Source organism: Phreatobacter sp. GW821-FHT04C01 (genome assembly GCF_059420385.1).
In genome coordinates this window covers 1,014,370-1,040,649 of record NZ_JBWKTP010000001.1, presented here as the reverse complement: position 1 = coordinate 1,040,649, position 26,280 = coordinate 1,014,370, and the positions used below count along the sequence as shown (strand labels likewise).

At 66.6% G+C, this 26,280-nt stretch carries 25 protein-coding genes; 10 read left to right on the top strand and 15 right to left on the bottom strand.

Features of this window, described 5'->3' with window-relative positions:
* Positions 1-11: 11 nt before the first annotated feature.
* Entirely contained in the window at positions 12-770 is a 759-nt protein-coding gene (locus tag AC07WJ_RS04880; protein ID WP_494933381.1) for an FkbM family methyltransferase, read from the bottom strand.
* Positions 767-2,488: a glucans biosynthesis glucosyltransferase MdoH gene (gene mdoH, locus AC07WJ_RS04875; RefSeq protein ID WP_494933380.1), complete on the bottom strand. Its 1,722-nt coding sequence runs from the start codon at positions 2,486-2,488 to the stop codon at positions 767-769. The genes AC07WJ_RS04880 and mdoH overlap by 4 nt, the downstream gene beginning before the upstream one ends.
* A gap of 132 nt (positions 2,489-2,620) precedes the next feature.
* On the opposite strand from mdoH, the gene AC07WJ_RS04870 reads away from it, so the two are divergent.
* The 5 genes from AC07WJ_RS04870 (at position 2,621) to AC07WJ_RS04850 (ending at position 9,791) form a co-directional block, all read left to right on the top strand.
* Positions 2,621-3,598 carry a zinc-dependent alcohol dehydrogenase gene (locus tag AC07WJ_RS04870; protein WP_494933379.1) on the top strand — a complete coding sequence of 326 codons (978 nt, stop codon included), beginning with the start codon at positions 2,621-2,623 and terminating at the stop codon, positions 3,596-3,598.
* Between the two features lie 87 nt (positions 3,599-3,685).
* Complete coding sequence (locus AC07WJ_RS04865) at positions 3,686-4,087, top strand: 6-pyruvoyl trahydropterin synthase family protein (protein WP_494933378.1); 402 nt, start codon at positions 3,686-3,688, stop codon at positions 4,085-4,087.
* Positions 4,084-5,160, top strand: coding sequence for a glycosyltransferase family 4 protein (locus AC07WJ_RS04860; protein ID WP_494933377.1), 1,077 nt, complete (start codon positions 4,084-4,086; stop codon positions 5,158-5,160). Before AC07WJ_RS04865 ends, AC07WJ_RS04860 begins: the two co-directional genes overlap by 4 nt.
* Positions 5,157-5,993: a class I SAM-dependent methyltransferase gene (locus AC07WJ_RS04855; protein WP_494933376.1), complete on the top strand. Its 837-nt coding sequence runs from the start codon at positions 5,157-5,159 to the stop codon at positions 5,991-5,993. The genes AC07WJ_RS04860 and AC07WJ_RS04855 overlap by 4 nt, the downstream gene beginning before the upstream one ends.
* 252 nt (positions 5,994-6,245) lie before the next feature.
* Positions 6,246-9,791 carry an indolepyruvate ferredoxin oxidoreductase family protein gene (locus AC07WJ_RS04850; RefSeq protein WP_494933375.1) on the top strand — a complete coding sequence of 1,182 codons (3,546 nt, stop codon included), beginning with the start codon at positions 6,246-6,248 and terminating at the stop codon, positions 9,789-9,791.
* A 57-nt stretch (positions 9,792-9,848) separates the two neighbouring features.
* Here AC07WJ_RS04850 and AC07WJ_RS04845 read toward each other — a convergent pair whose 3' ends face one another.
* Complete coding sequence (locus tag AC07WJ_RS04845; RefSeq protein WP_494933374.1) at positions 9,849-10,775, bottom strand: metallophosphoesterase; 927 nt, start codon at positions 10,773-10,775, stop codon at positions 9,849-9,851.
* A gap of 189 nt (positions 10,776-10,964) precedes the next feature.
* Between AC07WJ_RS04845 and AC07WJ_RS04840 the strand changes: the two genes are divergently transcribed.
* The gene (locus tag AC07WJ_RS04840; protein WP_494933373.1) at positions 10,965-11,204 is read left to right on the top strand and encodes a hypothetical protein; all 240 of its coding nucleotides are present in this window, start codon (positions 10,965-10,967) and stop codon (positions 11,202-11,204) included.
* A gap of 30 nt (positions 11,205-11,234) precedes the next feature.
* On the opposite strand, the gene AC07WJ_RS04835 is transcribed toward AC07WJ_RS04840, so the two are convergent.
* The 5 genes from AC07WJ_RS04835 to AC07WJ_RS04815 form a co-directional block, all read right to left on the bottom strand.
* Entirely contained in the window at positions 11,235-12,383 is a 1,149-nt protein-coding gene (locus tag AC07WJ_RS04835) for a GNAT family N-acetyltransferase (RefSeq protein ID WP_494933372.1), read from the bottom strand.
* A gap of 40 nt (positions 12,384-12,423) precedes the next feature.
* Entirely contained in the window at positions 12,424-13,257 is an 834-nt protein-coding gene (locus AC07WJ_RS04830; protein WP_494933371.1) for an isocitrate lyase/PEP mutase family protein, read from the bottom strand.
* 102 nt (positions 13,258-13,359) lie between these two features.
* Positions 13,360-14,103, bottom strand: coding sequence for a pseudouridine synthase (locus tag AC07WJ_RS04825; protein ID WP_494933370.1), 744 nt, complete (start codon positions 14,101-14,103; stop codon positions 13,360-13,362).
* Complete coding sequence (locus tag AC07WJ_RS04820; RefSeq protein ID WP_494933369.1) at positions 14,100-15,032, bottom strand: class I SAM-dependent methyltransferase; 933 nt, start codon at positions 15,030-15,032, stop codon at positions 14,100-14,102. Before AC07WJ_RS04820 ends, AC07WJ_RS04825 begins: the two co-directional genes overlap by 4 nt.
* 108 nt (positions 15,033-15,140) lie before the next feature.
* Entirely contained in the window at positions 15,141-16,946 is a 1,806-nt protein-coding gene (locus AC07WJ_RS04815; RefSeq protein ID WP_494933368.1) for an IlvD/Edd family dehydratase, read from the bottom strand.
* A gap of 311 nt (positions 16,947-17,257) precedes the next feature.
* On the opposite strand from AC07WJ_RS04815, the gene AC07WJ_RS04810 reads away from it, so the two are divergent.
* From AC07WJ_RS04810 to AC07WJ_RS04800, 3 genes are read left to right on the top strand one after another with little or no spacing between them, the layout of a single operon-like run.
* On the top strand, positions 17,258-18,475 hold the full coding sequence (locus AC07WJ_RS04810; RefSeq protein WP_494933367.1) for an RNA ligase: 1,218 nt from the start codon (positions 17,258-17,260) through the stop codon (positions 18,473-18,475).
* A 34-nt stretch (positions 18,476-18,509) separates the two neighbouring features.
* Positions 18,510-19,694, top strand: coding sequence for a pyridoxal phosphate-dependent aminotransferase (locus AC07WJ_RS04805; RefSeq protein ID WP_494933366.1), 1,185 nt, complete (start codon positions 18,510-18,512; stop codon positions 19,692-19,694).
* Between the two features lie 13 nt (positions 19,695-19,707).
* The gene (locus tag AC07WJ_RS04800) at positions 19,708-20,115 is read left to right on the top strand and encodes a lysozyme inhibitor LprI family protein (RefSeq protein WP_494933365.1); all 408 of its coding nucleotides are present in this window, start codon (positions 19,708-19,710) and stop codon (positions 20,113-20,115) included.
* 3 nt (positions 20,116-20,118) lie between these two features.
* Here AC07WJ_RS04800 and AC07WJ_RS04795 read toward each other — a convergent pair whose 3' ends face one another.
* From AC07WJ_RS04795 to AC07WJ_RS04765, 7 genes are all read right to left on the bottom strand, one after another.
* Complete coding sequence (locus tag AC07WJ_RS04795) at positions 20,119-20,940, bottom strand: AAA family ATPase (protein WP_494933364.1); 822 nt, start codon at positions 20,938-20,940, stop codon at positions 20,119-20,121.
* Positions 20,941-21,035: 95 nt separating this feature from the next.
* On the bottom strand, positions 21,036-21,533 hold the full coding sequence (locus AC07WJ_RS04790; RefSeq protein WP_494933363.1) for a hypothetical protein: 498 nt from the start codon (positions 21,531-21,533) through the stop codon (positions 21,036-21,038).
* Positions 21,530-22,084 carry a permease gene (locus tag AC07WJ_RS04785; RefSeq protein WP_494933362.1) on the bottom strand — a complete coding sequence of 185 codons (555 nt, stop codon included), beginning with the start codon at positions 22,082-22,084 and terminating at the stop codon, positions 21,530-21,532. Before AC07WJ_RS04785 ends, AC07WJ_RS04790 begins: the two co-directional genes overlap by 4 nt.
* 143 nt (positions 22,085-22,227) lie before the next feature.
* A complete protein-coding gene (locus AC07WJ_RS04780; RefSeq protein WP_494933361.1) occupies positions 22,228-23,292 on the bottom strand; it encodes a tellurite resistance TerB family protein in 1,065 nt (354 codons plus the stop codon).
* An 86-nt stretch (positions 23,293-23,378) separates the two neighbouring features.
* On the bottom strand, positions 23,379-24,011 hold the full coding sequence (gene eda, locus AC07WJ_RS04775) for a bifunctional 4-hydroxy-2-oxoglutarate aldolase/2-dehydro-3-deoxy-phosphogluconate aldolase (RefSeq protein WP_494933360.1): 633 nt from the start codon (positions 24,009-24,011) through the stop codon (positions 23,379-23,381).
* Between the two features lie 78 nt (positions 24,012-24,089).
* Complete coding sequence (locus tag AC07WJ_RS04770) at positions 24,090-24,452, bottom strand: nuclear transport factor 2 family protein (RefSeq protein WP_494933359.1); 363 nt, start codon at positions 24,450-24,452, stop codon at positions 24,090-24,092.
* Between the two features lie 95 nt (positions 24,453-24,547).
* Positions 24,548-25,024 (bottom strand): Lrp/AsnC family transcriptional regulator, encoded by a 477-nt coding sequence (locus tag AC07WJ_RS04765; protein ID WP_494933358.1) that lies wholly within the window; start codon positions 25,022-25,024, stop codon positions 24,548-24,550.
* Between the two features lie 121 nt (positions 25,025-25,145).
* On the opposite strand from AC07WJ_RS04765, the gene hppD reads away from it, so the two are divergent.
* On the top strand, positions 25,146-26,276 hold the full coding sequence (gene hppD / locus AC07WJ_RS04760; RefSeq protein WP_494933357.1) for a 4-hydroxyphenylpyruvate dioxygenase: 1,131 nt from the start codon (positions 25,146-25,148) through the stop codon (positions 26,274-26,276).
* The last annotated feature ends 4 nt before the right edge of the window (positions 26,277-26,280 follow it).

Below are 26,280 nucleotides of genomic sequence, written 5' to 3'. Positions count from 1 at the left end.
AGATTCATGCGTCATTCCCTTGAGAGCACGGCGTAGACGTCGCCCGAATTGGCCTGGTGCGGCAGTCCGCTCAGATGCGCCGCCATCTCGTCCTTCGAGACGAAACGGCCGAATGTCAGCCGCTGGCTTTCGCCGAGCGCCAGGTCGAAGCCGTAACCGCCCAGCGTCGCCAGCCGGTCCAGGCAGGCGAGCGCGACGCCGCGCTGAATGGTGGTGAACTCGAAGGACAAGGCCGGCAGCGCCCGGGTCAGCCCGGCCAGCACGTCGGCCTCGAAACCTTCGACGTCGATCTTCACGAAGCCAGGCACGCCGTGGTCGCGGATCAGGTGGTCGAGCGTCGTCGCGGCAACCGTGATTTCGCGATCCCAGACCTGGCCCTCCCAACCGCCGGCGCCGGCGGCGGAGGCGATGAAATCGGCCGAAGCGGTCGAGACCGTCGGATTGTCGCTGTTGACCTTGAACACCAGCGTGCCCTCGGTCGCGCCGCAGGCCGCGCGGACCAGCGTCACGTCCGGATCGTCGCCGAACAAGGTTTCGATCACCCGCGCCGGTCCCGGTTGCGGCTCCAGCGCCACCACCCTGGCGCCCAGGCGGCGAAAGCTCGCGACACGGTCGCCGACATGGCTGCCGATGTCGAAGGCGAGGCTGCCCGGGCCGACGAAACCGGCATAGAGCCTGTCCATTTGCGCGGCCTTGGCGGGGTCGCCGTGATAGGTGACGACCGAGCGCGCCACGGCGACGAGCTCGGCGATCCGCTGCTGCGGCGTCATGACGCCTCCCCGGCCCGGGCCGAAACGATCTCGTGCGGCGGATTGAACTCCTCCGGCACGCCGCAGAGCCGGAGTGCGACGAACACGCGCCCGAGCAGCGGCGAGGCGGTCAGCACCGCGAACGGGATCGCCACCAGGAAGCCGAGGGTGAGCGGCAGCGACCACCACGCCGCGCGTGGCGAGCCGAGCCACAGCAGGCCGACGACCAGTACGCCGAAGGCCATTTGCGGCCAGAACGCATCGAAGGCCTCACGCCAGCTCAGCGCCATGGCGTCGCGCTGCTGCCCGCCCCAGACGACGGAGCGACCGAGTGCCAGGCCGATCATGAACACGGTGATGCGGAACGAGGTGAGCGCGCCGAGCAGGAACGAATAGAAAAGTTCGATCACCACCGCCGCGGCGAAGCGCAGGCCGCCGCCATATCGCGTGGTGCCGCCGGGCGTCAGCAGGATATCGGCGATCCCCGCGAATTTCGGCATCAGGTACATGATGAAGAACAGGATGTAGATGAAGATCGCGAACCCCGCCGGGAAGGTCACCCGCGACGGCCCGTGCAGCGCCAGGAACGGCGACAGCGCGATCATCAGGGTCCAGGCCGGCACGCCGACGAACATCAGGACGGCCCAGAGCAGCTGGAACCGGCTCATCGGCTCCAGCCCCTTGACGTCGAACAGGTTCAGATACTGCATGTTGCCCTGGCACCAGCGCACGTCGCGGCGCGAGAATTCCAGGATGGTCGGCGGGTTCTCCTCCCAGGAGCCCTCCTCTTCGGGAAGCACGCGCACCTCATAGCCGGCGCGGCGCATGAAGGTCGCCTCCACCTGGTCATGGCTCAGGATATGGCCGCCGAGCGGCGGCTTGCCCGGCAGCACCGGCAGGGCGCAATGATCGACGAAGGGCTTGATCCGGACCAGCGCGTTGTGGCCCCAGAACGGGCCGCATTCACCGACCCACCAGGCCTGTCCCATCGTGTAGGAGCGCATGCCCTGGCGCATGCCGAACTGGAAGATGCGCGCGAAGGCCGATGACGAGGGCATGCCGACGACCAGGCTCTGGAGGATGCCGATCTTCGGATAGGCCTGCATCATCCGGACATGCCGGACGATGGTCTTCCCGGCCATCAGGCTGTCGGCGTCGAGCGGCAGCATCAGCTCGTAGCGCATGCCCCAGCGCTCGCAGAAATCCCGGACATTGCCGGCCTTGAAACCCTGGTTGTCGGTACGCCGCCGATAGACGACGCGGTCGGCGCCGGCCTCGGTGGCGAAGGCGGCGGCGAGCGCCTCCTCCTTTGCCGCGACTTCGGGCTGATTGGTGTCCGACAGGATGAAATAGTCGAAGCGGTCGCCGAAGCCGGTGGCGTCGACGCTCTGCTTGACGATCCTCAGCCGGGCGATGGCCCGCGCCGGGTCCTCGTTGCGCAGCGTCATGAAGATGGCGGTGCGAATGGTGATCGGCACGTCGGTGTCGCCGGCCGCGGCGAACGGCGCCACCTGTTCGAAACCATCTTCCACGCCATGCAGCAGCCAAAGCCCGATCACCGCGTTCCAGAAGCCGAGCACGGTCCAGGGCGTGGCGATCGCGAAGGCGATGGCCAGCACGACATCGACAGGGGTCCAGCCGCCGGCGCCGAGGATCGACCAGGCCGCCCAGTTCAGGATGAACCAGGTGCCGATATTCAATCCCAGCACCAGCCGGCGCCGGTCGCGCAAGTCGGCCATGGACTGAAGCCCCGCCGGCGTCGTAGAGCCTTGATCCGCAGGACGGCCGCCATCGTTCGAGACGGTGGGCATGAGCTCGTTCATCAACGGACCTCCGTCGCCCCATCGGGCGGCGCCAAGGGAGAAGACATCATGGCTTTGGCCGCCCGCGCGCTCTGGTATGCCTCGCGCCGCCATGTCGAGCTGCGCGAGACCATGTTGAGCGAACGCGGCGAGACCGAGGCGCTGGTTCGCATGCTGTATAGCGGGGTGAGCCGCGGGACGGAAAGGCTCGTGTTCAACGGCCTGGTCCCGGCGAGCGACCGCGACCGCATGTGCGTGCCGCTGCAGCAGGGCGAATTCCCCTTCCCGGTCAAATATGGCTATTGCGCCGTCGGCCAGGTCGAGGCCGGCCCGGAGACGCTCGTCGGCAAGACCGTGTTCACCCTGGCGCCGCACCAGGACCGCGTGCTGGTGCCGCTCGACAAGGTGCCGCTGGTGGTGCTGCCCGCCGATGTGCCGGCCCGGCGCGCCGTGCTGGCCGCCAATATGGAAACCGCGCTGAACGCGGTCTGGGATGCCGGCGTCGGCCCGGGTGACCGGATCGTCGTGGTCGGCGCCGGCCTTGTCGGCCTGCTCGTCACCTATCTCTGCTCCGGCATAACCGGCTGCGAGGTCACCCTGGTCGACGTCGACCCGGGCAGGCGCATCTATGCCGACCTGTTCGGCGTCCGCTTCAGCAAGCCGCTGGACGGGCCGGCCGACGTCGACATTGCCTTCCATGCCTCGGCGACGGCGGCGGGGCTCGCCTGCGCGCTCGCCTGCGCCGGCGACGAAGCCAGCGTCGTCGAACTCTCCTGGTTCGGCGACGAGGATCCGGCGGTGCCGCTGGGGGCCGCCTTCCATGCCCGCCGGCTCAGGCTGATCTCCTCGCAGGTCGGCCAGGTCGCGCCGTCGCGCCGGCCGCGCTGGACCTGCCGGCGCCGGCTCGAAAAAGCCGTGGCGCTGCTCGCCGACGACCGGCTGGACCAGCTGATCACCGAGGAGATCGCCTTCGACGATCTCGCCGGCGCAATGCCGCGCATCCTGGCGCCGGGCGCACCGGGCCTGACCACGGCGGTGCGCTACTGATCGCCGGCCGCGCGGCCTTCTCAGATCCGCACTGAATGACCTAAGGTCGCCCCGCCCGATCCGGGCCATTGCAAGGGAATCCCACGCATGTACAGCGTCGAAGTCCGCGACCGCATGATGATCGCCCATTCGCTGCCTGATCCGTTCTTCGGACCGGCCCAGGGCAAGCACGGCGCGAGCTTCGTCGTCGACGTCGCCTTTTTTCGCGAGACGCTGAACCGGCACAATGTCGTCGTCGATATCGGCGCGGCCCTGGACGTGCTGGGCAAGACCCTGAAGGAACTCGCCTATCAGGATCTCGATAGCCTGCCGCAGTTCAAGGGCAAGCTGACCACCACCGAATTCCTGTGCAAGCATGTTTTCGACGCCTGCGCGGCCGCGGCCAGATCCGGCACGCTCGGCGCCGACGGGGCAACCCTCGCCAGGATCAGGGTCACGCTGCACGAGCACGACCTCGCCCGCGCCAGCTTCGAGGGACCGGTCGCATGATCCAAGCGGTCTTCGCCATCCCGGGGGATCTCGACGCCCCGACCGGCGGCTACCGCTACGACCGCGAAGTGCTGGCGCGCGCACATGCCCATGGCATCGCGACGCGCCACCTGCAGCTTCCCGGCTCCTTCCCCTTTCCCACCGGCGATGATCTGGCGAAAACGGCGGCGGCGCTGAGTGCGGTCTCCGCCGATGACGTGCTCATCGTCGATGGCCTGGCCTTTGGTGCATTTCCCGCGGACCTGTGCGCGTCGATCAAGGCCCCCCTCGTCGCATTGGTCCACCACCCGCTGGCGCTGGAAAGCGGCATCGCTCCCGGTGTGGCGGCAGGGCTCCAAGTCACCGAGACGAACGCACTGCGGCACGCCCGTGCCGTGATCGTCACCAGCCGCGTGACCGCGCGCACCCTGGTTCAGGACTACGGCGTTCCCGCGGATGCCATCAGCGTGGCGGAACCCGGCACTGAGCCGGCGCCGCGCGCCGCCGGCTCGGGCAACGCGGTAAAAACCATCCTCGCGGTCGGCGCGGTCTCGCGGCGCAAGGGCTACGAGTTGCTGATGGACGCGCTCGGCCCGCTGAGCACATTGGCCTGGGAACTCATCATCGTCGGCGCGATCGATCGCGATCGCGACGCCTATGGCGCCGCGCACCGCGCCATGGCCCGCAATCAACTCGGGCGACACGTGACCTTTGCCGGGCCGCTCTCCGATGTGGCGCTGGCGCGGCTCTATGGCCTCGCCGACCTCTTCGTGATGCCCTCGCTCCATGAGGGCTACGGCATGGTTTTGGCGGAAGCGATGGCACGCGGGCTGCCGATCGTCACCACAACGGGCGGCGCTGCCGCCGAGACCGTTCCCGAGGGCGCGGCCCTGAAGGTGCCGCCCGGAGACGTCACGGCGCTGAAAGTCGCCATTGCCCGCGCTCTGGGCGACGGCGGGTTACGCCAGCAACTCTCCGACGCCGCCTGGACCGTCGGGCAAACGCTGCCGCGCTGGGACGACACCGCCCGCACCGTCGCCTCGGTCGTGCGCCGGATCGCCGCCGGAGACCAGCGAAGGAAGCAGACCGCATGAGTTTTTCCGCTGACTGGCTTGCCTTGCGCGAACCCGCCGATCATGCCGCCCGGTCGAAATCCTTGCTGGCCGAAGTCGCCAGGCATTTCGCCGGGCGCGCCGCGATCGACATCGTCGATCTCGGCTGCGGCGCCGGCTCGAACCTGCGCGGCACCGCCGAGGCCCTGCCGGATCGGCAATATTGGCGGCTGGTCGATTATGATCCGAAACTCCTCGCCGCGGCGCGTGGCCGGCTGACCGCCTGGGCCGACGGCGCTTCCAGCGACGGCGAGGTCCTGGTGCTGACCAAGGGCACGAAGTCGCTGCGCGTCAGCTTCACCGAAGCCGATCTCAACACCGATCTCGACCGGGTTCTGGCACCAAGCGCCGACCTGGTTACGGCCGCGGCCCTGTTCGACCTCGTCTCCGCGCCATGGATCGACCGTTTCGTCGCCGCCCTCGCGCTGCGCCGGCTGCCGCTCTACACCGTGCTGACCTATGACGGCACGGAGAACTGGGCACCGCCGCACCCGGCCGACCAGGCCATGCGCGAGGCCTTTCATGCCCACCAGGCGACCGACAAGGGTTTCGGCCCGGCCGCCGGTCCCGAGGCCGTGCCGATCATGACCAAGGCTTTCGCCAAGGCCGGCTATGCGGTGACCTGCGAGCCAAGCCCCTGGCATATCGGCACCGACATGGCCGGCCTCGCCAGGCAATTGGTCACCGGATTTGCCGGCGCGGTCGGCGAAACCGGGCATGTCGGACAAACCGAGATCGAGGCCTGGCTCGCCGCCCGGCTAACCGGCGTGACCTGCGAGACAGGCCACCAGGACCTGTTCGCAACCCCGCGCTGACCGGCCACCCGGCGGCTTCTTGCCCGGCGCGCGGGCGTCCGCGGAATTTGTGCGCTGCAGCAAGAAGACAAGTTTTCTCAAGCCTTTACGCAATCTCCTTGCGTCCACGCAGTTTAGAATGAAATCGACATAGCGTTTTCGGCGTGACAGCATCTGCGACCTAAGGGCCGGGCATTTCCTGGGACATTCAGGGGATCCACCGCGCCGGGGGGCGTGGCGCCGACGGCGCCGCAGGAAGACCAGGAGACCGCGATGGCCGAAACACCTGCGGACAACACGCCTGCGGCGGCCTCCCGTCTCGTCAACAGCCTGAGGCTCGACGATGTCAGCCTCGACGACAAGTTCGACCTGGCCAAGAAGGACATCTTCGTCACCGGCGTGCAGGCTTTGGTCCGGCTCACCTTGATGCAGAAGGAACGCGACCGGCTGGCCGGCCTCAACACCGGCGGCTTCGTCTCCGGCTATCGCGGCTCGCCGCTCGGCGGCCTCGACCAGCAGTTCTTCAAGGCGCAGCGCAACCTGCTGGCCAACGACATCGTCTTCACCCCAGGCCTGAACGAGGACCTCGCCGCCACCGCGGTCTGGGGCACCCAGCAGGCCGAGATGCGTGGCGAAGGCAAATATGACGGCGTTTTCGGGGTCTGGTACGGCAAGGGCCCGGGCGTCGACCGCTCCGGCGACGTGTTCCGCCATGCCAATCTCGCGGGCTCGTCGAAGAATGGCGGCGTGCTCTGCCTGATGGGCGATGATCACACCGCCGAATCCTCGACCGTCGCGCATCAGTCGGAGTTTCACTTCGTCGACGTGATGATGCCGATCCTCAATCCGGCCGGCGCCCAGGAAATCCTCGATTACGGGCTCTATGGCTGGGCTTTGTCGCGCTATTCCGGCAATTGGGTTGCGCTCAAATGCATGAAGGATACGGTCGAATCGACCGGCGTCATCGACGGTTCGATCGACCGGGTGAAGATCGTCATTCCGAGTGAAGCCGAATTCGCCATGCCGCCGGGCGGCCTGTCGATCCGCCCGGGAGACGACCGCCACGAGCAGGAGCTGCGGCTCCACATGTACAAGCGCGGCGCGGCGCTCGCCTTCGTCAAGGCCAACAAGATCAACCGTATCGTCACCTCAGGCGGCCGCAAGCCGAGGATCGGCATCATCACCACGGGCAAGAGCTATCTCGACACCCGCCAGGCCTTCGACGAGCTGGGCCTGGACGAGGTGAAGGCCAATGATCTCGGCATCCGCCTGTTCAAGATCGGCTGCACCTGGCCGCTCGATCCGGGCGAACTGACCGATTTTGCCCGCGGCCTCGACCTGATCATCGTGGTCGAGGAGAAGCGTTCGCTGATCGAGGTGCAGGTGCGCGAAGAGCTGTACGGCTCGGCCAACCAGCCCGTGGTCATCGGCAAGAAGGACGAAAAGGGCGAGTGGCTGTTCCCGGTCCATGGCGCGCTCGATCCCAATGACGTCGCCATCTGCATCGGCGAGCGCATCCTGAAACATTCAGGCCCGGTCGAAGAGATCGCCGCCAATGTGAAGCGCCTGAAGGCGGCCCAAGAGGTCCTGAAGGTCACGCCGTCGATCGCCGCCCGCGTGCCCTATTTCTGCTCGGGCTGTCCGCACAACACGTCCACCGTCGTGCCCGACGGCATGCGCGCCTATGCCGGCATCGGCTGCCACTACATGGCGCTGTGGATGGACCGCATGACCGAGGGTTTCACCCAGATGGGCGGCGAAGGCGCCAACTGGGTCGGCGAGGCGCCGTTCTCCAAGCGCGGCCATGTGTTCCAGAACCTCGGCGACGGCACCTATAACCACTCCGGCTATCTGGCGATCCGCTTCGCGGTCGCCGCCAAGACCAACATCACCTACAAGATCCTGTTCAACGACGCGGTCGCCATGACCGGCGGCCAGCCCCACGAGGGCAGCCTGACGGTGCCGATGATCGCCGCGCAATTGCGCGCCGAGGGCATCGAGCGGATCGCGGTCGTTTCCGACGAACCGGATAAATATGCCGGCACCGGCGCGGTCTTCCCCATCGGCACCACCTTCGACCATCGCGACGACCTGCAGGCGATCCAGATCGAGCTCGCCAAGCTGCCCGGCGTCACCGCGCTGATCTACGACCAGACCTGCGCGGCGGAAAAGCGCCGCCGCCGCAAGCGCAAGCAATACCCGGACCCGATCAAGCGGGTGATCATCAACGAAAGCGTCTGCGAAGGCTGCGGCGATTGCGGCGTGCAATCGAACTGCGTGTCGATCCAGCCGGTCGAGACTGAATTCGGCCGCAAGCGCACCATCGACCAGTCGTCCTGCAACAAGGACTTTTCCTGCGTGAAGGGCTTCTGCCCGAGCTTCGTCACCGTGCACGGCGCCGAGATCAAGAAGGGCAAGGGCCTGAGCGTGGCGGCCGACATTTCCGGCCTGCCCGAGCCGGTGATCCCGCAAATCGGCCACACCTACAACGTGCTGATCGCCGGCATCGGCGGCACCGGCATCGTCACCGTCGGCGCCATTCTCGGCATGGCCTGCCATCTGGAGAAGAAGGGCGTCGGCCTGATCGACATGGCCGGCCTTGCCCAGAAGGGCGGCGAGGTCTTCTCGCATATGCGCATCGCCCGCACGCCCCAGGACATCCATTCGATCCGCGTCCATGCCGGCTCCGCCGATCTCGTGCTGTCGGGCGACATCGTCATCGCCGGCGGCAAGAAGGCGCTGGCTTCGATGAAGCCGGACACCAAGGTAGTGGTCAACACGGTGGAGATGCTGCCCGGCCAGTTCACCCGCGACGCCAATTTCTCGCTGCCGTCCGAACGTTTGAAGCGCGCCATCATCGCCCATGCCAGCCGCGAGACGACCCATCTGATCGACGCGCAGCGGCTCGCGACCGCCTTGATGGGCAATTCGATCGCCTCGAACCTGTTCCTGGTCGGTTATGCCTATCAGATCGGCGCCCTGCCGCTGAGCGCGGCCGCCATCGAACGGGCGATCGAGCTGAACGGCGAAGCCGTGCCGATGAACGTCACCGCCTTCCGCTGGGGCCGGCTTTCCGCCCACGACATGGCGGCGGTCGAGGCCCTGGTGAAGCCGGCCACGAGCCCTTCGGCGGTCGAGCGGATCTCCGAGACGCTGGACGACAGCATCGCGCGCCGCGTCGCCTTCCTGACCGGCTACCAGAATGCCGCCTATGCCGCGCGCTATGCCGATATCGTCGCCAGGGCGCGCCGCGCCGAGGCCGACCGGACACCGGGCAAGCAAGGTCTGAGCGAGGCCATCGCCCGCTATCTGTTCAAGCTGATGGCCTATAAGGACGAATACGAGGTCGCCCGGCTCTATACCGACGGCACGTTCCAGAGACAGGTCGCCAAGGCCTTCGACGGCGACAACCTGCGCTTCGAGTTCCATCTGGCGCCGCCGCTCTTCGCCCGGATCGACCGCAATACCGGCCTGCCGCGCAAGATGAGCTTCGGCCCCGCCATGATGACCGGGTTCAGGATCCTGGCCAAATTCAAGGGCCTGCGCGGCACCGCCTTCGACGTCTTCGGCTACAGCCACGAGCGCAAGACCGAACGCCAGCTGATCACCGACTATCAGGCGCTGGTCGACGAGATCCTGGCGAAACTGACACCCGACAACCACGCGCTCGCGGTCGGCCTTGCCGGCATCCCTGAAAAGATCCGCGGCTTCGGCCACGTCAAGGCGCGCCATCTGGCCGCGGCCAAAGCCGAAGAGGCAGCCCTCCTCGCCGAGTTCCGCAGCCAGCCGAAACCGGCGGCGAAACTCGCCGCCGAATAGGGTTGCTCGCCCCCGACAGGACCGGCCTGTCGGGCGGCGGGCCCGGCGGAGGCCGTGTCAGATCTTGAGCGAGCGGCTCGGCTCGCGGCCGAAACCGCGGATGTCCAGCCGTTCGGCATGGACTTCGACGATCGAATAGGCCGATGTCGCCGGCGTATCGACCATGCCGCAGAAATTGACGAAATACTTGCCGTTGATCTCGCCGAAATTGCCGGCATGGTTGTGGCCGCAGAAATAGGCGACGAAATTGTCGAAGCCGGTCAACAGCTCGACCACCCGTTCGGCATCCCAGAGATTGTGGATATTGACCGGGTAGATTGGGTAGTGGCCCATGACGATGACTTTCTCGCCCGCGGCCTTGGCCTTGGCCATCGTCTCACCCAGCCAGGCGAACTGGACATCGCTCAACGAACCGTTCCAGCTCTGCGCGTTGACGGCGTTCTTCTGCTTCAGCGCGGCGAGCCGCTCGGCCGCCAGTTCCCGGCGCGCGTCGCCGCGCGGCGGCGCGAAAGTGCTGACGTCATTGCCGTCGAGCACGATGAAGCGATAGCCGGCGCCGGCAAAGTCGTAATAGGCCTTGGGCATGCCGGTATTGCGCACGACGGAAGCGAGATAGTCGTTGGCGACCTCGTAGTCGTGATTGCCGAGCAGGAAGAAGCGCTCGTGCTTCAATTGGTCATAGAGCGGCAGCACGTGACCGAAGCTTTCCCAGTGCCGGTCGATGATGTCGCCGAGGGTGGCGACGAAGCGCAGGTCCTCCTTGTTGAAGACCTCGATCGCCTCCGACAATTTCCACAGGCTGTTGGCGTAATAGCGGCCCATGCGGAGGTTCGGCACGACCGGCGCATATTGCGGATCGGCGACGATGCCGAAGCGGAACAGCGGCCCGGCCTGGCCGAGCGCCGGGCCAGCCATGAAGCCAGCAAAGGGGGCGACCAGCGTCGCCGCCGCGCCTGATGCCAGAAGGTTGCGTCGCGAGATCATCCAAGGCTCCGAATGCAAGGGGAGGTTCGCAGCGATCCTGCCCATCTCCGGCTACGTCATCATGACATCGTGCGAGGGAAGCCCGCGGCCCGCGACCGCGAGCCATCTTGATCCCGCCGGCTTTTGCCGTCAAAAGAACGATCGAAACCGTTTCTCGCCCTCGGGGCCGATGACTGGGACCGAAGACTCATGGCCGCTGCCGCCGACCGCCCGATCAACTGGACGAATGTCACCAATGTCGTCTGCGCGACCATCCTGATCGCCTGCGAGACCATCGGCACGGGCGCCGCCGGCGGCTGGGCGCTGGCCGGCCTCCTGAAGATGGGCGACCAGGCAATCCATGTCGCCGTCGGCATCGGCTCGCTGGCCGGCCTCGTCGCCACCATCGCCTTCTACCGCTCGGCCATCAGGGCCGAGCCGTTCCGCTGATCGGTCGCGCCTGCGCCACCGACGGCGCGTCTAGCCCAGCGTCTTCTTCATGTGCTGCGCCGCCCGGTCGGGCATTTGCTCGACATGGGTCGGCTCGAACCCCTTGCGCGCATACCAAGCGATCCGCTCGGTGAGCTTCACATGGGTGTAGAGTTTCACCGTCTTGGCCCCGAGCGCCCGCGCGCGCGCCTCGCAAAAGGCCAGGATGGCATCGCCGTAATGCTTGCCCTGCGCCTTCGGATGGACGGCAAGCGAATAGATCACCGGCTCGGGGCCCGGCTCGAACACCGCGCAGGCCGCCAGATGATCGTCGCCATCGGCAACCCAGATCTCATGGTTCGCCATCAGCGCGGCATAATCGGCCATGCGCGGCATGGAGGCGACGCCGATAATGGATTCATTGGGCAAATAGGCGGCCGTCTTCAATGCCTGGATGGCCGGCACGTCGGCAAGCGTGGCCCGGCGCAGCGTCAACGAGCCTTCGGTCGCGCTCAACTGGTTGAACACGCCGAGCGCCACCTTCTGCCGGCCGGCGGCGTCGAAATTGGCCGGATCCAGCCATAGCTCGAAGGCGAGCTTGCGCTGCGGCCATTCGATATCGAGCATGGAGAACCAGGCGGTGTCGCGGTTGCGCCCCTTGACGATGACGTGCTGGCGGAACAACCCCTCATAGGTGAAACCGAAACGTTTCGCCGCCCGCTTCGACGGCACGTTGAAATCGTTGCACTTCCATTCGTAGCGGCGATAGCCGAGCGTCTCGAAGACATAGGCCGCGATCAGATATTGGGCTTCGGTCGCGGCCGGAGTGCGCTGCAGCGCCGGCGTATAGAGGATCGAGCCGACCTCGATGACCCGATTGGCCAGGTCGATGCGCATCAGCGACAGCCAGCCGATGGCACGGTCATCGAGATCGATGATCGCCCAATAGACCGGGTCGGTAGTGCCGCCCGCGATCTTGGCGACATGGGCGGCGAATGCGGTCTTGTCGGGATAGGGCCCGGACGCCAGATAGGCCCACTGCGCATCCATCTCCGGTCCGTGCGACAGGGCGTAGAGGCCATCGGTGTCGCGCGCCGGATCGAGCGGCCGCAATCGGCAATAGCGCCCCTCGATGATGTGATGGGCCGGGCGTGGCGCCGGGGTCGCGTCGACGACCGGCCCGAATTTCAATGCAGTCACGTTGTCGCTCCAGTCATGCAGTGTCGGTGCTCGCCATCCCCTAGGATTTGGCGCCGTGTTCGCGAAAGAACGTGTTGAGCGCGCCGAAGGGCTCGCCCTCGCCCAGGGCATTAAATGTACCCGGCCCGGCGATCTCGCGCGCGGCCTTCAGGAAGCCGCCCCAGGCGGCGCGCGCCAGCGCCGAACCGACGCTGATGCGGCGCACGCCGAGCGCCGCGGCATCGGCGACCGTGATGCCGATCGGTCCGGAGATCAACAGGTTGACCGGTTTCGGCCCGGCCGCCTCGACCACTTCGCTGATATCGTCGGCCTTGCGCAGGCCCGGCGCATAGAGCACGTCGGCACCAACGGCGGAAAAAGCCTTGAGCCGCTTCACCGCCTCGGCCTGGGCATTCGGATAGCCGACGAGATGTGCCTCGCAGCGTGCGGTGAGCAGCACGCCCGTGCCCTTCAGCGCCGCGACCGCCGCGGCGACCCGCTCGACCGCCAGGTCGAAATCATAAAGCGGCTTGGCGGGATCGCCGGTATTGTCCTCGATCGACAGCCCGGCGACGCCGGTCTCGGCGCAGAGCCGGACATTCTCGGCGACACCTTTGGGATCATGGGCGTAACCCGACTCGTAATCGGCATTGACCGGCAGATCGGTCGCCCGGACGATCTCGGCGACATGTTCGAGCACCATGTCGCGTGGCACCGCCCAGTCCATGTCGGGCAGGCCGCGCGAGAACGAGAAGCCCGACGAGGTCGTGGCCAGCGCCTTGAAGCCGAGATGTTTCAGCATCATGGCCGAGCCGGTATCCCAGGGATTGGGAATGACGAAACAGCCGGTGTCGTGCAGGCGGCGGAAGGCTGCGCGTTTCGCTGCGGTGTCCATGACGTTCCCCATCGAGGCTTGATCGACGGCAGACTTCCGCCGAAAGGCCCGCCGCGCAAGACAATCCTGGTGATGCCGGGGATTGAAGGGACGAATAGGCGCCTAGCGCTCGGGCAGCACGGCGGCGATCTCGGCCTCGCCCAGGATGCGATAGCGGCCCGGCTCCAGGTCGTCGGGCAGCGCCAGCCGCCCCATGCAGTCCCGGTGAAGCGCCTGGACGTGATTGCCGACCGCGGCGAACATGCGCCGGACCTGATGGTAGCGACCCTCGTGCAGGGTCACCACCGCACTGGTCGGCGACAGGGTCTCCATCTCGACCGGCAGAAGCGGTTTCTCCTCGCCCTCCAGCAGCAAGGTGCCGGCGGCGAAGCATGCCGCCTCGTCGCCGCGCAAGGGCCGGTCGAGCGTGACGCGATAACGCTTGGGCACGTGGTTTTTCGGCGAAATGATCCGGTGCAAGAGACCGCCGTCATCGGTCAGCAGCAGCAGCCCGGAGGTTTCCTTGTCCAGCCGGCCGACGGTCGAGATCGCCGGGTCACGCCGGCGCCACCGGTCGGGCAGCAGCGAATAGACCAGCGGTCCCACTTCCTTGTGCGAGCAGGTGACGCCGAGCGGCTTGTTGAGCATCAGCACCACGCCGGGCGGCGGATCGAGCGGCCGGCCGCGCACCACCATGCGCTGCGACAGGTCGCGGGTCACGGCGATGCGCTGGTCGGCATCCTCGATCGCCACGCCGTCCAGCGTCACCAGCCCGGCATCGACGAAACCCTGCACCTCGCGGCGCGAGCCATAGCCGAGATTGGCCAGGAGCCGGTCGAGCCGGAGGGTGGGCGTCGGCTTGCTCATTTCTGCGCCTCATAGACCTTGTAGGCCCCGGTCTCGACCCGCATGGTCACGGTCTTGAACAGCGGCGCAAGGACCGCTTCGTAGGGCAGGTGCCGATTGGCGACAAGCCAGCAGGTGCCGCGCGGTTTCAGGAGGTCGGCGGCCCGGCGCACGAAGGCCTGGCCGAGTGCCTTGTCCTCGGTGCCGCCATCGTGGAAGGGCGGGTTCATCACCACGAAATCGAGCGCCTTCAGGTCGCCCGGCGGCTGGCGCAGGTCGGCCCAGATGCGGGCGACGCGCGCGTCGGCGACATTCTGGCGGGTCGCGTCCAGGGCCCGGCGATCGATATCGACCAGGGCGAGGCTCTGGACCGCCGGCGAAGCCAGAATGGCGCGCGACAGAAAGCCGATGCCGCAGCCGAGATCGGCGCCGCGGCCGGCCAGCTTCGGCAGGTGCGCGACCAGCAATGCGCTGCCCGGATCGGTCCGGTCCCAGGAAAACACGCCCGGCTGAGACTGCAGCCCGATCTCGGGCACGAGGCGCCGCGCGCCTTCGGCAAGCGCGGTTGCCAGGCCATCGAGGCTGGCCGGCCGCGCCACCTCGCAGATGCGATGATGCCGGCGCGCCGTTTCCCCAACGGAGCAGCCGAGATCCTCGAGCTCCCGGCGCAGACGCGAACCGCCCTTGTCCTTGGGCGCCAGCGCGATCAGCGTCGCACCGGGCTGCGTCGCGCGCAGGGCCAGCGCCAGGGTATAGCGGCGCTCGAGCGTCCCCGGCGGCGCCAGCACCACCATGCCGGCGAGCGAGCCCTCATCCTGCGCCTCGAGCGTCAAAGAACCCGGCATCAGCGGCGAGAACTGGAGCGCGCCAGCGGGGACTTCAGCGAGATCGTCGGGCGGCAGGCCATAGAGGCCGAAGGCGGAGGCGTCAGTGGAGCGGGATATTGTCATGGCGCGCTTCTTAACGCGCGGCCGGCCCCAAGACCATGGTGATGGGCCCAAATGAAAAGTGCTCCCCGCCGGCGAGACGGGGAGCACGGAAAGCCGCGCTTCGCGGCCTTAGTGATTGTCGCGCGGAATGCCCCGCTTCTGCGCGATCTTCTGATATTTGACCGCCGGTTTCAGCACCATGCCGTCGGACAGCTGGCTGACCATGGAGCGCTGGATCTCCTGCCAGGGCGTCTGGCTCTTCGGCACCTTGTAGCCGCCATTGGCCTTCAGCTCGGCCATGCGCTGATCGAATTCGGCCTCCGAGATCAGGATGTTGGCCGAGCGCTTCTTCAGGTCGACACGCACCTTGTCACCGGTCTTCAGCACGGCGAGCCCGCCATTGGCGCCGGCTTCCGGCGAGGCGTTGAGGATCGACGGCGAGCCCGAGGTGCCCGACTGGCGGCCGTCCCCGATGCAGGGCAGGTCACGAATGCCCTGTTTCAGCAGCGCAGCCGGCGGCTGCATATTGACCACTTCCGCCGAGCCCGGATAACCGAGCGGGCCGACGCCGCGCACGAACAGCACGCAGGTCGCGTCGATCTTGAGATCCGGGTCGTCGATCCGGTGGTGATAGTCCTCCGGCCCGTCGAACACGATGGCGCGGCCTTCGAAAGCTTCCATGTCTTTCGGGTTGGACAGGTAGCGCTGGCGGAAGTCGGGCGAGATGACGCTGGTCTTCATGATCGCTGAATCGAACAGATTGCCCTTCAGCACGATGAAGCCGGCATCCTTCACCAGCGGCTTTTCATAGGGGCGGATCACCTCCTCGTCGGTGATTTCCGCATCCTTGATGTTCTCGCCCATGGTCTTGCCATTGGCGGTCATCGCGCCGGCGTGGATCTTGCCGGCCTTGAGGAGCTGGTTCATCACCGCCGGCAGGCCGCCCGCGCGGAAATATTCCTCGCCGAGGAAGGCACCGGCCGGCTGCATGTTGACCAGCAGCGGCACCTCGTGGCCGACCTTCTCCCAATCGTCGATATCGAGCTTCACGCCGATATGCTTGGCGATGGCGTTAATGTGGATCGGCGCATTGGTCGAGCCGCCGATCGCCGAATTGGCGACGATGGTGTTCTCGAAAGCCTCACGCGTCAGGATGTCGGAGGGCTTCAGGTCCTCCCAGACCATGTCGACGATGCGCTTGCCGGTGGCATAGGCCATTTGCGGGCGCTCGCGATAAGGCGCCGGGATCGCCGCGCAACCGGGCAGCGACATGCCGAGTGCCTCGGCCAGCGCGTTCATGGTCGAGGCCGTGCCCATGGTGTTGCAATGGCCGATCGAGGGCGCCGACTTGGTCACCACGTCGATGAATTCGTCATAGCTGATCGTGCCGTCGGCCTGCAGCTTGCGCGCCTCCCACACGACAGTGCCGGAACCGGCGCGCTTGCCCTTCCACCAGCCGTTGAGCATCGGCCCGCCCGACAGGACGATGGCCGGGATGTTGACGGTTGCCGCCCCCATGATCATCGCCGGCGTCGTCTTGTCGCAACCGGTGAGCAGCACCACGCCATCCATCGGATAGCCGTAGAGGATCTCGACCAGCGACAGGTATTGCAGATTGCGGTCGAGCGCCGCGGTCGGCCGCTTCAGGGTTTCCTGGATCTGGTGGACCGGGAATTCCAGGGGAATGCCGCCGGCATCGCGAATGCCGTCGCGGACCCGCTGGGCGAGCTCGATATGATGCCGGTTGCACGGCGAGATGTCGGAGCCGGTCTGGGCGATGCCGATGATCGGCTTGCCGGAGCGCAGTTCCTCAACCGTCAGACCCCAGTTGACCGTGCGCTCCAGATAGATCGCGGTCATGCCCGGATTGTCGGGATTGTCGAACCACTGCCGCGAACGCAGGGCCTTGGGCATCTTCTTCCGGCGCGGGGCCATGCGGCTTCCTCCTGTCATGTGCCGTGCGACCCAAATCGATTGAACTCGCCCCGGCATCGTCGTTGAGAATGAGTTGAACCTGGGGGTTTCAGGAAATCAACGACGAAACGCGGAAGGCGCTCATGCGGGGAAAGACCGGCCAGGGAACGGGCAAACGAGCGGGCGGCCGTGACGATATCGCGGAAAGGCGGCTTCCGGATCGAATTTCTGAGATAAGAAAATTGAATGAGTGCGTATATTTCATTTCCACAAGCAATGGATAAAGTCCGGCGCCCGGGACACCGGCAGTCAAATCCTTATGAGACGCGACGATGCACTACAGTTTCCCCAGGATATCGCACATCGATGACATCGAGGGTTTCAGGTCGCAGGGCCTGATCCACGAGGCGTTCCGCAACTGGACCCGCGACAACGGCACGATCGTCTACGATTACAATTACATGGGCAACGACGTGTTCCCGCCGATCGGAGCCAATGACTTTGCGCGTTTCGCCCGTGAATTGCGCGGCATCACCTTCGATGCCCGGACCGGCGCCTTGCTGTCCCGGCCCTACCAGAAGTTCTTCAACGCCGGCGAGCGGGAAGAGTGCCTGGAGGCCAGGATCAATCTCGCCGACGAGCACGTCGTTCTCGAAAAGCTCGACGGATCGATGATCCATGCCTTCATCGCACCCGACGGCCAATTGGCTTTCGCGACCCGTTCGGGCGTGACCTGGCACGCGCGCAGCGCCTTGCAGTGGTTCACCGGCCAGGACGACAGCGGTTCGGCCCGCGCCGAAGTCGCGGCGCTGTGCCGCGCCGGCTTCACGCCGATCTTCGAATGGCTTTCGCCCGACAGCGTCGTGGTGGTCCAGCACCAGGCCCACAGCCTGGTTCTCACGGCCATTCGCACGCGGCTCGACGGCAGCTATGTCCCGGCGGCGGCTCTGCCCGAGCATGCCAGGCGCTTCGGCATCCCCGCCATCATGGCGATGGATCCGATCGAGGCCTGGGCGTCCTTCGCCGCGACCGCCCGCGCCGAGCGCACCGGCGAAGGTTATGTCGTGCGCTTCACCAGCGGTTACATGCTGAAGGTCAAGAACGAACTCTATTCGAAGATCCATGCCCTGAAGGCCTTGCTGACCAAGGAAAAGGACGCCTTTGCCATCGTGCTCGGCAACGACCTGGACGATCTCCTGCCGCATATGACGGAGGCGGAGCGCGCCAAGGTCGTCGATTTCCGCGAAGCCGTGCTGCGGCGGGTCCAGGACCTGGCCCGGCGGATCGACATGGCCGTCGAGGCCGCATCGAAGGCAATTGCAACCGACGACCCGCGTGAGCGACCGAAGCGGTTCTGGCTGGATCATGCCCAGCCGCTCGGCTCCGATCTCGCCGGCCTTGCCGTCCAGGTCTGGAACGGCAAGGCTGTCGCCTTCGATGCCGTCAGGGACCTGATCATCAAGGCGACGACGTCTGGCCCGCGTGCGGAAAGCCTGGCCGAGCGGCTGGAATTGCCGAGATGGGCATTCACCTTCGAGGCCGACGGATGATAGGAAGCGGCAACAGGAACCGAGGAACCGCCCGATGACATTCCAGACCGTCCCGCATTTCGATCGCATCGGCGAGGAGAACGCCTTCGCCGTGCTGGCGCGCGCCACGGCGCTGATGCGCGCGGGCAAGGATGTCATCAATCTCGGCATCGGCCAGCCGGACTTCGCCACGCCCGGCAATATCACCGAGGCCGCCATCAAGGCGATCCGCGACGGCCATCACGGCTATACCCCGGCCAACGGCATCCTGCCGTTGCGCGAGGCGGTCGCGGCCGATCTCGACCGCCGCTTCAAGGTCGAGGTCTCGCCGGAAGAGGTGATGATCGTGCCGGGCGGCAAGGTCACCATGTATATGGCGATCCTGATGTTCGGTGAGCCGGACGCGGAGATCCTCTATCCCGACCCCGGCTTTCCGATCTACCGCTCGATGATCGAATATACCGGAGCGACGCCGATCCCCGTGCCGATCCGCGAAGAGAACGGCTTCGCCTTCTCGGCGGAAGAGCTGCTGTCGCTGATCACCCCGAAGACCCGGCTGGTCATCGTCAATTCGCCAGCCAATCCGACCGGCGGCGTCACGCCCAAGGCGGAGATCGACAAGCTGGTGAAGGGTCTCGAAAAATGGCCCGACGTCGCCCTGCTGTCGGACGAGATCTACGACCAGATGGTCTATGACGGAGAACAGCATGTCTGCCTCCTGTCCTATCCCTCGATCCGCAACCGGACCATCCTGCTCAACGGCTGGTCGAAGACCTATGCCATGACCGGCTGGCGGCTCGGCTATTCGATCTGGCCGGGCAAGCTCTACGAATATGCCCGCAAGCTGGCGGTCAATTCGTTCTCGTGCGTCAATGCGCCGGCCCAATATGCCGCCCTCGAAGCCTTGACCGGACCGCAGAACGAAGTCGGCAAAATGGTTGCCGAGTTCGACACCAGGCGCAAGCTGGTGGTCGAGGGCCTGAACGGCCTGCCCGGTGTCTCCTGCATCGTGCCGAAAGGCGCCTTCTACGCCTTCCCGAACGTCTCGAAGACCGGCTGGAAGGCCAAGCCGCTGGCTTCCGCGCTGCTCGAGGATGCCGGCGTCGCCACCATTGGCGGCCCCGATTTCGGCGTATTCGGCGAGGGATATATCCGCCTCAGCTACGCCAATTCGGCCGAGAATATCCTGAAGGCGCTCGACCGGATGAAGGCTTTCCTGGAGCGGCGAAACGCTCCCTGACAAGGAGTGCATCATGACGACCTGGCGTCTCGCGCTGGTTCTCGGGCTGATGACCGCGGCTTCCGGTGGCGCCGGCGCGCAGGAACAGGGTGACCCCTGCGCCAGTGCGAGCGCCAATGCCGCGATCGGGGCCTGCTACGCCCGCGAACTGACCAATACCAACAACGCGATCGAGGCCAGGCTGCGCGAGCGCCTGGCCGAGGTCGACCGCAACGCCAACGTGCCGGCGGCCGAGCGCGAGAAATGGAAGCGAGCCATCCGGGCTGCCCAGCAGGCCTTCGTCACCTACCGGCAGAACGAATGCGCGACCCAGTCCTTCGAGATGTGGGGCGGCTCGGGCGCCGCCATCGCCGAGGCCAAATGCGCTTATGACATGGGCCAGGAGCGCCTCCGGCAGATCAACCCGAACCCCGCCGACTGAGCCTCACCCGTCCGCCAGGATCGCATCAAGGAACTTGGCCGGATTGTTCAGGAAGCGGCGCGTGACCTGGACATGTTCGAGCTCCTCGTAGCCGACCTCGCGCGGTCCGTTTTCACCGAACTCGTAGATCGTCGCTTGCGGATAGGCGAGCAGGATCGGGGCATGGGTCGCGATGATGAACTGGCAGCCCTTGGCGGCCAGCTCGTGGAGCCGGCGAAGGAAGCGCAATTGCCTTGACGGCGACAGGGCCGCCTCGGGTTCGTCGAGCAGGTAGATGCCGTTCGCCCGGAACCGATGCTCCATCAGCGCCATGAAGCTCTCGCCATGGGATTGCTGGTGCAGCGACACGCCGCCATAGGCATTGAGCGGGTTCGGCCTCGGCCCCGCCTCGGCGGCGGCGCGGTCCATGATCGAGGCGAAATTGAAGAAGCTCTCGGCGCGCAGGAAGAAGCCTTCCTTGACGATGCGCCGGGTGCGCTCGAGCCGCACGAACCGATGGAGCTCCGAATGAGCGGGGTAGCTTGCCGATTTCGCCTGCAGCGATCCGCCTTCGGCGCGAAAGCCGAGCGCCATGGCGACCGCCTCGAGCAGGGTCGACTTGCCGGAGCCGTTCTCGCCGACGAAAAACGTCACTTTGGGATGAAAGGTGAGGCCGGCGGTGTGCCGGACCGAGTCGAGGTTGAACGGATAGGCCTCGTCGTCCCAGCCGTCGGCATGGTCGAGCCGCGCCCGGAACAGGATCTGCGGGTCACGCCAGAGCCGGTCCAGCTCGGCATCCTCATCCTCGTCATAAGGCCCTTGCCGGCCGCGCCGGTCATTCGACATGGAGCCTCCAGGCCAGCTCGTCGCGCGAAAACCGCATTATACACCGCTTCGGCCCGGGCCGGGCGTGCAAGCGGGACCAGCCGGACCGGTTCGCCTCAACGCCCGCCGAGCAGCATCACGCCCCAGGCGGCGAGGAAGGGCAGCGGCAGCGAGGCGACGACCCGCAGCCATACCACCCGCGCCGGCATGACCGGCAGCTCCCAGACGAACAGCCGCTGCACGGCGAACAGCGCCCAGGCGGTCGCATAAGCGACCACCGGCACCAGTCCGGCACCGCTCTTCAGCGCGGTCGAGCCGATCGCGAAACCGACCACCGGCCCACCGGGCGTCAGCGCGCCGGCAACAGTGGCGAGCAGCAAGCCGCCCACACCGGATTCCGGGCCGAGCCAGGAGCGCACGAGATCGGGCGGCAGCAAGGCCGCCAGGAAGCCCGAACCGATGACGCCGATGGCGAGCCGCGGCAGCAGATGCAGGAAATCGAAGGTTCCACTTTTCACGCCGGCCTTGAGGACGTCCTCGCCGCGCCGCCAGGCGATCCAGACCAGCAGGGCGACGATGACCCAGAGCGCGACCGACAGAACAAAGACGATCACGCGCGCGGCCCTCCGGGCACCAGCTTCGCCAGGAAGTGGGCGCCGAGCCCCGCCAGGATCGGCAAGGGCAAGGAGGCGATCGTCCGCAGGATGACGAAATCGATGCCGAAAAACGGCACCTCCCAGATGATCGCCCGGTTCAGCCCGATCAGTGTCCAGCTGGTGACGAAGGCGACCGCCGGCCCGACACCGGCACCGATCGCCAGGAAGGCGCCGGCGAGCGGATAGATGGTGAAGGGGCCGCCGGGCAGGATCGCACCGATGGCTGTGGCGATGATCAGCCCGGTCAGCCCGGAATCGCCGCCGACCCAGCGCGACACCACTTCGCGCGGCAGCAGCAATTGCACGAAAGCGCCGATCAGGCAGCCCGCCAGCACTTTGGGCAGGATCTCGACGAACAGCCAGGCATCCTCGGCGAAGATCTCGAAAAGCCCATGCGCGCCTTCGCGGCGATAGACGAAGAACGCGCCGGTCAGCACCAGCGCGAGCACGACCAGGGTCGAGACGTCGACGATCTTGCGGGATTTTTTCGGAGGATCGGAAGAGGACAAGGAGGCTGGCCGAGCATGAGGCGGGCGGGCCCGAGGCCCGTCCGCACCCTAGTCGGCCGCGCGCCGACCGCAAGACACAGCTTGCGGAGCAGCCCTGCATACGGGAACCTGGGTCACCGTCAGGACTGCCCGCCCAACCGCGATCATCCGGCGCTGCGCGCCGCCTTGGCTTCCGCCGCCGCCTGGTCGAGATGGGCGACCAGCTGCGGATCCAGGCCGAGGGCGGAAGCGAAGTCCTGCAGGAACTTGTCTTCCGCCGGATTGTCCACGGTCATGCCGAGATGGGCGGCGAGATAGGCCTGGGCCTTCATCTCGTCGGTCGTGCACGAGGCGGCGATCATCCGGATGCTCAAGGGCGCCGCCAGCACACCGTCGAGATAAGATTTCTCGGCGGTCCCCAGCCCGAGCGAGTCGAGCTGGCCGACGATCATGGCGCGTTCTTCCGGGCTCAGCTCGCCGTCGGCATAGGCGCCGGCGACCATCGAGCGCAGCAGAATGGCCGCCGTCTCGTCGACCGTACCGGCCGCGTCCGAAAAGCCCTGCGGCGCCTTGCCGAGACCGAGAATGGCGCCGACATCGTCGATCGTGCTCTGCACCACCGGCTTGCCCTGCTGGAAATTGCGCAGCGCCACATAGGCGAGGCCGCCAATGGCCGCGAGGCCGCCGAGACGGGCCGCATGGCCGGCGATCTGGCGGCCGGCGCCAGTGCCGAGCAGAATGCCGGCAAGCGTGCCGGCGCCCGCGACGCCGGCGAAACCGCCGGTATTGGCCTGCAGCTTCTCCGCCTGCTCTTTCAGGAAGCCGCCCAGATTGCCTTCGGCCTGTGCTTTCTGCAGTCCGCTGGCGAGGTCGCCGAATATGCTGCCGGCCTGGGTCTGCACGGTGTTGGCGCCCGACTGGGCCGCCCCGGCGAGGCCGGTCAACAATCCGCCGAGACCGCCGAGACCGGCAAGACCACCGAGACCGCCCGCGGCACCGCCTTGCGCGCCCGGCGCCTGACCCGGACCTTGGGATCCGGCCTGTCCCTGCGCGCCCTGCAGCGCCCGGGTCAATTGTTCGAGCAGTGAACCGCCCTGGGCGGAGGCCGCCTGGCCGGCCTGGCCGGCTTGCCCCGCCATGCCCGCGAGTTGGCCGAGCAGTCCGCCGCCGCCGCCCGGCTGGGTGCCGCCCGACAGCATGGAGGTGAGAATCTTGGAAATATCAGTCACGTGACTTCTCCCTGAATGCCTAGCCCGGGGCTCATGATGGCATGCAGCCCGAATGCAGCAAGAGGGAGAACTACGCCCGTTTCGTGTCAGGCGCGCAAAGCGCTGGCCGCCCGCGCCAAAGCCTCGACGCGCGCGAAGTCGCGGGCCGCGATGGCGTCGTCGGGCACCACCCAGGATCCGCCGACCGCGCCGACATTGGCGAGCGCCAGGTAGGACGGCGCCTTGGCGGCGTCGATGCCGCCGGTCGGGCAGAAAGCCAGTCCCGGCAGCGGTCCGCCCAGGCTCTTCAGGAAGGCCACGCCGCCCGACGGTTCGGCCGGGAAGAATTTCAGGCAGGTGAAGCCGTGGGCCGCGAGCGCCATGGCTTCGCTGACCGTGGCGCAGCCGGGCAGAACCGGCACGCCGGATGCCGCCAGCGCCTCGGCCAGATCAGGCGGCGTTCCCGGCGAAACCAGGAACTGCGCCTCGGCGGCCAATGCCTTCGTGATGTCCTCCGGCCGCGTGATCGTGCCGGCCCCGACGATCGCGTCGGGCACACCGGCACGCATGGCGGCGATCGCGTCGAGCGCCTGCGGCGTGCGCAATGTCACTTCGAGCACGCTCAGGCCGCCGGCGACCAGCGCGCGGGCGAGCGGCACGGCGATCGCCAGATCCTTGATGGTCAGCACCGGAATGACCGGGCTGAGGGCAAGCAGCGGGCGGGCGTCGACGACGGACATGGGCGATCTCGCGTGAAGGCTCGACACGACTAGCATCAGGCGGGCGCCGCGTCGTGCGGGAAAATGCGCGTGAGGGCTTCAGCCGCGCAGTGCCGCCGGATCGTAGAAGAACCGCTCACGCAGGATCTTATCGCCGCGCCAGAGCTGCAGCGCCAATTCGTCGAGCCGGCGCGTCACGCCGTCGGCGCCGGTCATGTCGAACACCCAGTTGATCGCGACATGGTCGCCGTCGACCAGGAAGGTCGTCACCTTGTGCGTATGCATGCGGGTGCGCTTGAGCACCGCGGCTTCGTGCGCCACCAGCAGGTCGCGCCCGACCCGCGGCACGGCGGTGTTCTCCTGCATCGACGCGTCTTCGGCGTAGAATTGCTCGATGGCGCCGACATGGTCGTTGGCTTCCACCACGGCGATGAAGGCCTCGACGGTTTCACGGCTGGGCATGGTCTTGATCCTCGGCTTGTCGCTCGGCCGCAAGCCTCGCCGATGACGGGTCTCGCCGTATATCGGGAACGATGCGGACTGGCGGCCGCCGTCGCCTAACGCGACAGCGGCAGGCGCGGATCGTCCTTCAGGGTTTCCAGCACGATGGAGGAGCGCACCCGTGCCACGCTCTCATGCGGCAGCAGCACCTCGTTGACCAGAGCCGAGAGTGATTTCAGGTCGCGCACCACCAGCTTCAGGAGATAATCGGCATCACCGGTCATGGCATGCGCTTCCTGGACCTCGGGCATCGCCCGGACCAGATCGCCGAAACGCTTGGCATTCAGGCCGGAATGGGTGGCGAGCGACACGAAGATGAAGACGGTGACGCCGAAGCCGAGGCGCGTCGCATCGAGATCGGCGCGGTAGCGCCGGATCAGGCCGGTCTCCTCCAGCCGCTGGCGCCGCCGCGACACCTGCGAGGGTGACAGCCGGACGAGGTCGGCGAGCTGCTGGTTGGTTCGTGCGCCGTCGGCCTGCAAAGCATCGAGCAGGCGCAAGTCAAAGCTGTCAATCTCGATAGAAGCGCTCATACGGAGAGAGAGTAGCGCACGTTTCGTGCATGTCGAGGGCGGTTCCCGCCGTGCTTTTCACACTCCTTGCGCCCGATCTCGCCGACACTGACGCAATCGCACTTCCGCACAGGAGACCGCCATGGGCCCGTTCCCGCACGATGCGCCGCCTTCCGCCATCACCGAGCAGAACCCGATGGGGACGGACGGTTTCGAATTCGTCGAATTCGCCCATCCGGATCCGGCCGAGCTCGGCCGCGTGCTGGAGCTGATGGGCTTCAAGGCGGTGGCCAAGCACCGGTCCAAGAACGTCACGCTCTACCGCCAGGGCGACGTCAATTACGTCGTCAATGCCGAGCCGGATTCCTTTGCCCAGGCCTTCGCCGCCGAGCATGGTCCGTGCGCCTGCGCCATGGCCTTCCGCGTTCAGGACGCCAAATATGCCTATGAGCGGGCGCTGTCGCTGGGTGCCGAGCCGCATGTCGGCAAGGTCGGGCCGATGGAACTCGCCATCCCCGCCATCAAGGGCATTGGCGGCTCGCTGCTCTATTTCGTCGACCGTTACGGCGACAAGGGTTCGATCTGGGACGTCGACTTCGTCTGGACCGCCGAACGCGATCCCCATCCCGAGGCGGCCGGCCTCTATTATCTCGACCACCTCACCCACAACGTCCATCGCGGGCGCATGGATCATTGGGCCGGCTGGTACGAGAAGCTGTTCAATTTTCGCGAGATCCGTTTCTTCAACATCGAGGGCAAGCTGACCGGCCTGATCTCGCGGGCGCTCACCAGCCCTTGCGGCAAGATCCGCATCCCGATCAACGAGAGCCTCGACGACAAGAGCCAGATCGAGGAATATCTCAAGCAATACAAGGGTGAGGGCATTCAGCACATCGCCTGCGGCTCGCGCGATATCTATGCCACCGTCGAGGCCCTGCGCGCCAACGGCCTGCCTTTCATGCCCTCGCCGCCGACCACCTATTACGAGAAGGTCGATGCCCGCGTGCCCGGCCATGGCGAAGATGTCGCCCGCATGCAGAAGAACGGCGTGCTGATCGACGGCGAAGGCGCGGTGGCGGTCGGCGACAAGGAAGGCCGCATGTCGCGCGTGCTGCTGCAGATCTTCTCCGGCACCGTACTCGGCCCGATCTTCTTCGAGTTCATCCAGCGCAAAGGCGATGACGGTTTCGGCGAGGGCAATTTCCGCGCCCTGTTCGAATCGATCGAGGAAGACCAGATCCGCCGCGGCGTGATCGGCGGCAAGGCCGCCTGAGCCA

Bases quoted from the DNA above. Each gene is read 5' to 3' on its own strand.
- AC07WJ_RS04880 (WP_494933381.1), bottom strand. From the start codon at position 770: ATGACGCCGCAGCAGCGGATCGCCGAGCTCGTCGCCGTGGCGCGCTCG.
- mdoH (WP_494933380.1), bottom strand. From the start codon at position 2,488: ATGGCCGACTTGCGCGACCGGCGCCGGCTGGTGCTGGGATTGAATATC.
- AC07WJ_RS04870 (WP_494933379.1), top strand. From the start codon at position 2,621: ATGGCTTTGGCCGCCCGCGCGCTCTGGTATGCCTCGCGCCGCCATGTC.
- AC07WJ_RS04865 (WP_494933378.1), top strand. From the start codon at position 3,686: ATGTACAGCGTCGAAGTCCGCGACCGCATGATGATCGCCCATTCGCTG.
- AC07WJ_RS04860 (WP_494933377.1), top strand. From the start codon at position 4,084: ATGATCCAAGCGGTCTTCGCCATCCCGGGGGATCTCGACGCCCCGACC.
- AC07WJ_RS04855 (WP_494933376.1), top strand. From the start codon at position 5,157: ATGAGTTTTTCCGCTGACTGGCTTGCCTTGCGCGAACCCGCCGATCAT.
- AC07WJ_RS04850 (WP_494933375.1), top strand. From the start codon at position 6,246: ATGGCCGAAACACCTGCGGACAACACGCCTGCGGCGGCCTCCCGTCTC.
- AC07WJ_RS04845 (WP_494933374.1), bottom strand. From the start codon at position 10,775: ATGATCTCGCGACGCAACCTTCTGGCATCAGGCGCGGCGGCGACGCTG.
- AC07WJ_RS04840 (WP_494933373.1), top strand. From the start codon at position 10,965: ATGGCCGCTGCCGCCGACCGCCCGATCAACTGGACGAATGTCACCAAT.
- AC07WJ_RS04830 (WP_494933371.1), bottom strand. From the start codon at position 13,257: ATGGACACCGCAGCGAAACGCGCAGCCTTCCGCCGCCTGCACGACACC.
- AC07WJ_RS04825 (WP_494933370.1), bottom strand. From the start codon at position 14,103: ATGAGCAAGCCGACGCCCACCCTCCGGCTCGACCGGCTCCTGGCCAAT.
- AC07WJ_RS04820 (WP_494933369.1), bottom strand. From the start codon at position 15,032: ATGACAATATCCCGCTCCACTGACGCCTCCGCCTTCGGCCTCTATGGC.
- AC07WJ_RS04815 (WP_494933368.1), bottom strand. From the start codon at position 16,946: ATGGCCCCGCGCCGGAAGAAGATGCCCAAGGCCCTGCGTTCGCGGCAG.
- AC07WJ_RS04810 (WP_494933367.1), top strand. From the start codon at position 17,258: ATGCACTACAGTTTCCCCAGGATATCGCACATCGATGACATCGAGGGT.
- AC07WJ_RS04805 (WP_494933366.1), top strand. From the start codon at position 18,510: ATGACATTCCAGACCGTCCCGCATTTCGATCGCATCGGCGAGGAGAAC.
- AC07WJ_RS04800 (WP_494933365.1), top strand. From the start codon at position 19,708: ATGACGACCTGGCGTCTCGCGCTGGTTCTCGGGCTGATGACCGCGGCT.
- AC07WJ_RS04795 (WP_494933364.1), bottom strand. From the start codon at position 20,940: ATGTCGAATGACCGGCGCGGCCGGCAAGGGCCTTATGACGAGGATGAG.
- eda (WP_494933360.1), bottom strand. From the start codon at position 24,011: ATGTCCGTCGTCGACGCCCGCCCGCTGCTTGCCCTCAGCCCGGTCATT.
- AC07WJ_RS04770 (WP_494933359.1), bottom strand. From the start codon at position 24,452: ATGCCCAGCCGTGAAACCGTCGAGGCCTTCATCGCCGTGGTGGAAGCC.
- AC07WJ_RS04765 (WP_494933358.1), bottom strand. From the start codon at position 25,024: ATGAGCGCTTCTATCGAGATTGACAGCTTTGACTTGCGCCTGCTCGAT.
- hppD (WP_494933357.1), top strand. From the start codon at position 25,146: ATGGGCCCGTTCCCGCACGATGCGCCGCCTTCCGCCATCACCGAGCAG.